This window comes from Pseudomonas sp. AMR01 (genome assembly GCF_041946035.1).
GTDB lineage: Bacteria > Pseudomonadota > Gammaproteobacteria > Pseudomonadales > Pseudomonadaceae > Aquipseudomonas > Aquipseudomonas antarctica_B.
In genome coordinates, this window is record NZ_JAUTYR010000016.1 from 94,092 (window position 1) to 103,125 (window position 9,034).

Annotated in this window: 4 protein-coding genes; 1 reads left to right on the plus strand and 3 read right to left on the minus strand. The window is 59.5% G+C overall.

What is annotated here, in order from left to right:
* Positions 1-94 precede the first annotated feature (94 nt).
* From Q7C20_RS16200 to Q7C20_RS16210, 3 genes are read right to left on the minus strand one after another with little or no spacing between them, the layout of a single operon-like run.
* Entirely contained in the window at positions 95-1,459 is a 1,365-nt protein-coding gene (locus Q7C20_RS16200; RefSeq protein WP_348060629.1) for an HlyD family type I secretion periplasmic adaptor subunit, read from the minus strand.
* Positions 1,449-3,605, minus strand: coding sequence for a type I secretion system permease/ATPase (locus Q7C20_RS16205; RefSeq protein WP_375068689.1), 2,157 nt, complete (start codon positions 3,603-3,605; stop codon positions 1,449-1,451). Before Q7C20_RS16205 ends, Q7C20_RS16200 begins: the two co-directional genes overlap by 11 nt.
* Before the next feature lie 41 nt (positions 3,606-3,646).
* A complete protein-coding gene (locus Q7C20_RS16210) occupies positions 3,647-5,005 on the minus strand; it encodes a TolC family outer membrane protein (protein ID WP_375068690.1) in 1,359 nt (452 codons plus the stop codon).
* Between the two features lie 336 nt (positions 5,006-5,341).
* Here Q7C20_RS16210 and Q7C20_RS16215 point away from each other — a divergent pair.
* A partial coding sequence (locus Q7C20_RS16215; RefSeq protein ID WP_375068691.1) for a retention module-containing protein occupies positions 5,342-9,034 on the plus strand: 3,693 nt, incomplete at its 3' end.

Consider the following 9,034-nt stretch of genomic DNA (forward strand, 5'->3'; position numbering starts at 1 on the left):
TCGCAGGCAAGCCAGCTCCCACATTTGAATGTGTTCACAAATCAAAATGTGGGAGCTGGCTTGCCTGCGATAGGGCCCTGACAGTCGCTGAAGATTACCGCTCGTGCAACGCCTCGGCCCGCGCCTTGATGATCGGTTTGAGCAGGTAGCTCAGGATGCTCTTCTTGCCGGTGATGATATCCACCGACGCGACCATGCCCGGGATGATCAGCAACGGCTTCTCATCGGTGCCCAAGTGGCTGCGGTCCGTGCGCAAGGTGATCATGTAGTAGGTGGTTTTCTTGTCTTCATCGGTGATGGTGTCAGCACCGATGCGTTCGAGCTTGGCCTTCAGGCCGCCGTAGATGGTGTAGTCATAGGCGGTGAATTTGACGATCGCTTCTTGCCCTGGGTGCAGGAAGGCGATGTCTTGCGGGCGGATCTTGGCTTCCACCAGCAGGGTATCGTTGAGTGGCACGATTTCGACCATGTCGCTGCCCGGCTGGATCACGCCGCCGACGGTGTTGACCAACAGTTGCTTGACGATCCCGCGCACCGGCGAGGTGACGAGGGTTCGGCTGACGCGGTCTTCAAGGGCGCGGCCGGTGGATTCGGCCTTGTTCAATTCGGTGCGGGCTTCGTTGAGCTGGGTCAGCGCTTCGCTGCGGAATTTGCCACGGGTTTCGTCGATTTTGCGCTGTACTTCCTTGATCGCCGAGTCGGCGCGGGGAATCGCCAGGGTGGTGGCGTCCAGCTGACCGCGGGTTTCCATCTCGGCGCGCTTGAGGCGCAGCACTTCAACCGGCGATACCGCGCCCTGGGCCACCAGCGGCTCGGACATGTTGATTTCCTGGCGTTGCAGGGCCAACTGGCTGCGGTACTGGCTTTGCTTGGAGCTGAACTCGCGCAGTTCCTGTTGGCGCTGCACCAGTTGCTCCTGCAAACCGCCGACTTCGTCTTTCAACTGCTGGCGGCGGCTTTCATAAAGCGAGCGTTCGTTGGCGGCCTGGCTTGGCGCGGCCTTCAGCACGTCGTCGGGGATGTTCAGCGGGCGGTCATCCACCTGCGCGCTCAGGCGCTCAACACGCAGTTGCATGGCCAGGCGCAGGGCTTCGGTTTCACCGGCGTTGGAGACGAAGCGTGTGTCATCGAGGCGAATCAACGGCGCCCCGGCTTCGACGATCTGGCCTTCCTTGACGTACAACTCGGAGACGATACCGCCTTCCAGGTTCTGGATTTTCTGCAGCTTGGACGACGGAATCGCCTTGCCGTCGCCACGGGTAACTTCGTCGATGCTGGAAAAGCCCGCCCACGTCACCAGAAACAGGAAGAACGCGATGATTGCCCAGATGGTCAGGCGGATCACTCGCGGCGCATCTTCGATCAGCGCTTTGTTGACCTCGGGCAGGGGCTGGCCCTGCAGCGAATCGGAGCCTTTGAAGTAACGGCCGATCGCGCTCTTGATGGAGTTAAGCAACACTGATCTGCCCCTTTTTCAACGCTTCCATAACCACGGCTTTGGGGCCGTCCGCGAGGATCTGGCCACGGTCGACCACCAGCAGGCGATCCACCAGGGAGAGCAGTGAGGCACGGTGAGTGACCAGTACCACGGTCTTGTTTTGCACCACGGCTTGCAGGCGTTGTTTCAAGCGTTCTTCACCGGTGTTGTCCATGGCGCTGGTGGGTTCGTCCAGCAGCAGGATGGGCGGGTTGAGCAACAGGGCACGGGCCAGGGCAACGTTCTGGCGCTGGCCGCCGGACAGGTTCTGCCCACGCTCGCCGACTTGCAGTTCATACCCTTGCGGGTGCAGGCGGGCGAATTCGTGCACGCCAGCCAGTTCGGCGGCCTGCAGGACCATTTCATCCTCTACGTAACGCGCACCGGAGACCAAATTGTCGCGCAGTGTACCGGCGAGCAGTTGGATGTCCTGGGCGACGTAGCCGATGTTGTGGCGCAACTCGCTGACGTCGATCTGGCGCACGTCCACGCCGTCCACCAGCAAGGCACCGGAGTCGGGCTGATAGAGTCCGACGATCAGTTTGGCGAGGGAGCTTTTACCCGAGCCGCTGCGACCGATGATGCCGATTTTTTCACCTGGCTTGATCACCAGGTTGATGTTTTTCAGCGCGGCGTTCTGCTGGTTCGGGTAGGTGAAGCTCAGGCCCCGGCATTCAATCGCACCTTGCAGGGTGCGGCGGCTCATGGGGCGCTCTTCGAAATTACGCTCTTGCGGCAGCTCCATCATCTGGTCCACCGAGGTCATGGTGACCTTGGCTTGCTGGTAACGGGTGAGCAGGCCCGACAACGACGCCAGTGGGCTCAAGGCGCGGCCACTGAGCATGTAGCAGGCAATCAGGCCACCCATACTGAGGTTGCCATCGATGATCTGGTACACGCCGAACACGATCATGATCACGCCGGCAAGTTGCTGGATGAGCAGGGTCATGTTCATCGACAGGCCCGACAGCAACTTCACGCGCAACTCAAGCCGGCTCAGGGTGCCAATGGTTTGCTCCCACCCGTACTGGCGCTCGCTCTCGGCATTGTTGACCTTGACCGCATCCAGCCCGGCGAGGGTTTCGATCAGGCTCGACTGGCGCTCGGCGGCCAGGGCCATGGTGCGTTCCATGGTGGCTACCAGCGGTTTTTGCAGCGCGTAGCCAATGCCCAGGGCCAGCGGGAAGGCCAGCACCGGCACCCACACCAAGTGCCCGCCGAGGATGGCGATCACCAGGAAAATCAGCAGGGTGAATGGCAGGTCGATCAGGCTGGTGAGGGTCAGCGACGCGAGGAAATCGCGCAGGCTCTGAAACTCATGGATGTTCTGGGCGAAGCTGCCGACCCGCGCCGGGCGGTACTTCATGGACATGCCGACGATGCGCTCAAACAGCGTGGCCGAGATGATCAGGTCGGTCTTTTTACCGGCCAGGTCCAGGCACAGGCTGCGCAAACTTTTGAGGATCAGGTCGAACAGGTACGCGCCGCAAATGCCTACTGCCAGCACCCACAGGGTAGCCGTGGCCTGGTTTGGCACGACGCGGTCGTACACGTTCATCACGAACAGCGGCGCGGCCATGGCGATGATGTTGATCAGGAAGCTGGCGGCGATGGCGTCGGTGTAGAGCCAGCGAGAGCGCTTGAGCGTATCGCGAAACCACGAACGCGCACGGGGAATCAGGCTGCCATGGTTGACGTCGAATTTATGCTGCGGCTGGGCAAAGAAAACCTTGCCGATGTAGTCATCGGCCAACAGCTCACGTTTGATCAGCACTTCACCGCCGTCGCTTTCGCTGAGCAGGACTCGCGCTTCATCTTCGCCTTGCCATCCCACCAGCACGGTGCTGCGCCCGTCTTTGAGCAGCAAGAGCGCGGGCAGGGCAATGGCAGGAATCTGTTCGAGCTTGCGTTGCAGCAATCGCCCCTGCAGCCCGGCACGCGCGGCGGCACGCGCCAGCAGGTCGGCACTCAGCCGCTGCGAAGGCAGCGGCAGGCCGGTGGTGAGCATGGCTGCGCTGGCCGGTTTTTGATGCAGGGCACAGAGCGCAAGTAACCCGTCGAGTAACGGGTCGTCGTGCAGCGTGCGTGGATCATGACTGAGATGAACTCGACTGACTTCGGATTCCACGCGGTGCACTCTCGACTAACAGCTGGGGCTTTGGGGGTGGCTCAATTCATCCCGGGCAGTTGGACTTTAGGCTTCACGTCGTTCTGCACGACGGAGGCCATGGGTGCGACGACGCCCTGGCTTTTGAGCAATTCGCCCATGGTCGCCTTGATTCGATATTGAGTAAATAACTGAATGTTCTTGATCTCTTCCAGGCGACGAGAAGCCGTGAACAATTCGTTCTCGCTGTCGAGCAAATCGAGCAGGGTACGTTGACCAAGGCCGAACTGCTGTTGGTAGGACGTGCGCACGCGGGTGCTGTGGTTCACGTATTCCTGGGCGACCGGCAACTGCGCGTTGGCGTTGTTCAGGGCGTTCCAGGCCAGGCCGAGTTCTTCATTGAGTTGGCGCAGGGCGTTGTTGCGGATGTCCAGCGCCTGGCTTGCCTGGTACGACTTGGACTGCAAATCGGCCTTGTTGCTGCCACCGGCAAACAGGTTGAAGCGCATGCGCACCATGGCTTCCCAACCGTTGGTGTGGCCTGCATCGCCACCGACGTTATTGTCGGCATTGGTGCCCAGCTCTGCATCAAAACGCGGGTAGAAGGTCGACTTGGCGGCGTCGTATTGGCTCTCGGCGGCGGAGATGTCCGACTCGGCCGAGCGCAGCACCGGGCTGTTGTCGAGCATTTGGCGGCGCGCTTCGTTAAAGTCAGCCGGCAGCATGGCCATGAACGGGGCCGGGCGCTCGAGCTGGTCGGGCATCTGGCCGACGGCGCTGAGGTAATTGACTTGGGAGTCGGCCAGGTTGGTCTGCTCGGTGATCAGGTTGTTGCGGGCCTGGGCCAGACGCGCTTCGGCTTGATCCTGGTCGGCACCGTTGCCGACACCGCGCTGGGTGCGCAGCTTGATCTGGTCGTAGATGCGTTCGTGGTTGCGCAGGTTTTCTTCAGCCAGGCGCACGAATTCACGACGGGTCAGCACATCCAGGTAGACCTGAGCAACGGTCAAGCCGGTGCGCTCGGACGTACCCAGCAGGGAGTAAGCGCGGGAGTTGACGTTGGCTTGTTGTCGCCCGACTTCGCTGGAGGTAGCAAAACCGTCAAAAATCATCTGTTGCAGGCGCAGGCTGGACTCGCCGCGGTTGTGCGTGTCCCACTGGTTGCCATTCGTGCCGGCGGCGGCACGGGTGTTGGCATCATCGGTGCCTTCACGGCCATAACCGGCGGCCAGGTCAACCCGAGGCAGATAACCACCTTGGGCGGCGCGCAATTGGTAATCGGCGGCGATACGGCTGTTCACACCGGCTTGAATTTCGGGGTGCACATCGAGTGCCTGTTGCATGGCCTGGGGCAATGTTTGGGCTTTTACGAAACTGGCGGCGAGGACGAACGGTATTGCCATGAACAGGTGCAGACGCATGTAAAAATTCCCCAGTACTACTTGTCGCAAATCACAGCAATTAACGTGGCTGCGTCGGAAAATGGCTACCGTAATGACCGTACGTCGGAAAGTTCAAAAAGCGGAACTGCTTCACACATGTAGGACGGTTCGCCGCATAAATATCAATGTGACATTACGGGGCCGATTGTTTAGGATGGCGGCCATAAGGTCAATAGTTTGGCATAAACTAGATAGCGAAAAATTATAGCCAATAATTTGACGCCAATATCTTTGTAGACTACGCCCCCTCCTGTCTGGCCCTCCCCCGAGCGGCCACATAGAAATCATCAGAACGGAACGCCGGAGAAATCTTTAATGAGCAGTGTTGTTGCCATCGTCAAAAGCATTGTTGGTCAAGTTTTCGTGATTTCTCCGGAAGGAACGCGCCGCCTCCTTATTGAAGGCGATCGCCTGTTCGCGGGCGACCAGGTCGACACCGGCATGTCCGGCTCTGTGAGCCTGGAACTGGCCGATGGCCGCACGCTGGACCTGGGTCGCGATACCCAGTGGAGCGCTGATGCGCCCGACTCCACCGTCGACTTGGCCGCAGCCACCGAGCAAGCCGCACCGTCGGTTGCCGAGTTGCAGCAAGCCATCGCCGCGGGTGCCGACCCGACCACCGACCTGGAAGCCACCGCCGCGGGCCCAACCGCTGCCGGTAACGGCGCAGCGGGCGGCGGCCACAGCTTTGTCGTGCTGGACGCCACCGCTGGCCGTGTCGACCCGACGATCGGCTTCCCGACCGCCCCAATCGGCCAGACCAACGCGACGCAAACCCAGCTCGCTGGCGCCCAAAGCACCACCGACAACGGCAACTTGGCGCTGCAAGCTTCCACCCTGACTCTGAGCGCGACCCCGACCATCACCGAAGCCGGCGGCGTGCTGACCTACACCGCCACCGTGACCCAGGCGCCGAGCAGCGACCTGAGCATCACCCTGTCCAACGGCGCGGTGATCACCATCCCCGCCGGCCAATTGACCGGCACCGCCAACGTAACGCTGGCGCCGAATGACAGCCCGTACATCGACGCGAACCAAATCAGCGTCAACGTCACCGGCACCACCGGCGGCAATAACCTGGTGCTGACCACTAACCCGGCACCGGCTGTGACCCAAGTCACCGATACCCTCGACACCACGACTGTCACGCTGACGGCTGGCGGGACCGTGACTGAAGGCGGTCAGATTACTTACACCGCCACGCTGACCAATCCAGCGCAGACGCCGGTGACCGTGAACCTGAGCAATGGCTCGGTGATTACCATCAAAGCCGGCGAATCGACTGGCACCGTCGTTGTTGATACTCCGGCTAATGATGTTTACAACAATGGTTCGACTGTCAGCACCACCATTACCGGCGCTACTGGCGGTAATTTTGAAAACCTGGTGCCGAGCGCTACGCCTGCGGTTACCACTATTGTTGATTCGGTCGATACCACTACCGTCACGCTGACGGCTGGCGGGACTGTGGCTGAAGGTGGGCAGATTACTTACACCGCCACGCTGACTAACCCAGCGCAGACGCCGGTGAACGTCACTTTGAGCAATGGCTCGGTGATTACCATCAAAGCTGGTGAGTCGGTCGGGACTGTTGTGGTCGATACTCCGGCTAATGATGTTTACAACAATGGTTCGACGATCAGCACCACGATTACGGGTGCAACCGGCGGTAATTTTGAAAATCTGGTGCCGAGCACTACGCCTGCGGTCACTACGATTACGGATTCGGTTGATACCACGACCGTTACGCTGACGGCTGGCGACACGGTGACCGAAGGCGGTCAGATCACCTATACCGCGACTTTGACCAACCCAGCGCAGACCCCGGTGAATGTCACCTTGAGCAATGGCTCGGTGATTACCATCAAGGCTGGTGAGTCGGTCGGCACGGTAGTTGTCGACACCCCGGCTAACGACGTTTACAACAATGGTTCGACTGTCAGCACCACTATTACTGGCGCTACTGGCGGCAACTTTGAAAACCTGGCGCCAAATCCGGCACCAGCTGTGACCACCATCACTGACTCGATCGACACCACCACCGTCACGCTGACCGCAGACAACTCGGTCACCGAAGGCGGCAATATCACTTATACCGCTACGCTGACTAACCCGGCGCAGACTGCCGTCAACGTGACGCTTTCCAACGGTCAGACGATCACTATCGAGGCTGGCAAATCTGCTGGTTCGGTCGTGTTTGAAACCCCAGCCAATGACGTTTACAGCAACGGTTCGACCGTCAACACGACGATCACCAACGCTACTGGCGGCAATTTCGAGAACCTAGTACCGAATCCAGCTCCGGCTGTGACCACGATTACCGACTCGATCGACACCACCACCGTCACCCTGACCGCCGATAACTCGGTCGTTGAGGGCGGCAATATCACTTACACCGCTACGCTGACCAATCCGGCGCAGAACGCGGTTACCGTGACGCTTTCTAACGGTCAGACAATCACTATTGAGGCTGGCAAATCTGCTGGTTCGGTAGTGTTCGAAACTCCGGCAAACGACGTCTACAGCAACGGTTCGACCGTCAACACGACGATCACCAACGCTACTGGCGGCAACTTCGAGAACCTAGTACCGAATCCAGCTCCGGCTGTGACCACCATCACCGACTCGATTGATACCACCACCGTCACGTTGACCGCAGATAATTCGGTCACCGAAGGCGGCAACATCACCTACACCGCAACGCTGACTAACCCGGCGCAGACTGCCGTCAACGTGACGCTTTCTAATGGTCAGACCATCACTATTGAGGCCGGTAAATCTGCTGGCTCAGTAGTGTTTGAAACCCCAGCCAATGACGTCTACAGCAATGGTTCGACCGTCAACACGACGATCACCACTGCCACCGGCGGTAACTTCGAGAACCTGGTGCCGAATCCAGCTCCGGCTGTGACCACCATCACCGATTCGATCGACACCACCACCGTCACACTGACTGCTGGTGACACGGTGACCGAAGGCGGTCAGATCACTTACACCGCCACGCTGAACAATCCAGCGCAGACCCCAGTGAATGTCACCTTGAGCAATAGCTCGGTGATTACCATCAAGGCTGGTGAGTCGGTCGGCACGGTAGTTGTGGATACCCCGGCTAACGACGTTTACAACAATGGTTCGACGATCAGCACCACGATTACGGGTGCAACCGGCGGCAACTTCGAAAACCTGGTGCCGAGCACGACCCCTGCCGTCACCACGATCACGGACTCGGTTGATACCACGACCGTTACGCTGACGGCTGGCGACACGGTGACCGAAGGCGGTCAGATCACCTATACCGCGACCTTGACCAACCCAGCGCAGACCCCGGTGAATGTCACCTTGAGCAATGGCTCGGTGATTACCATCAAGGCTGGTGAGTCGGTCGGCACGGTAGTTGTGGATACCCCGGCTAACGACGTTTACAACAATGGTTCAACGATCAGCACCACGATTACGGGTGCAACCGGCGGCAACTTCGAAAACCTGGTGCCGAGCACGACCCCTGCGGTCACCACGATCACTGATTCGGTTGATACCACGACCGTTACGCTGACGGCTGGTGACACGGTGACCGAAGGCGGTCAGATCACCTATACCGCGACCTTGACCAACCCAGCGCAGACCCCGGTGAATGTCACCTTGAGCAATGGCTCGGTGATTACCATCAAAGCTGGTGAGTCGGTCGGCACGGTAGTTGTGGATACCCCGGCTAACGACGTTTACAACAATGGCTCGACTGTCAGCACCACTATTACTGGCGCTACTGGCGGCAACTTTGAAAACCTGGCGCCAAATCCGGCACCAGCTCTGACCACCATCACTGACTCGATCGACACCACCACCGTTACGCTGACCGCAGACAACTCGGTCACCGAAGGCGGCAATATCACTTATACCGCTACGCTGACTAACCCGGCGCAGACTGCGGTGGCCGTGACGCTTTCGAATGGCCAAACAATTGTTATCGAAGCGGGCAAGTCCGCTGGCTCTGTAGTTTTTGAAACTCCA

Bases quoted from the DNA above. Each gene is read 5' to 3' on its own strand.
- Q7C20_RS16210 (WP_375068690.1), bottom strand. From the start codon at position 5,005: ATGCGTCTGCACCTGTTCATGGCAATACCGTTCGTCCTCGCCGCCAGT.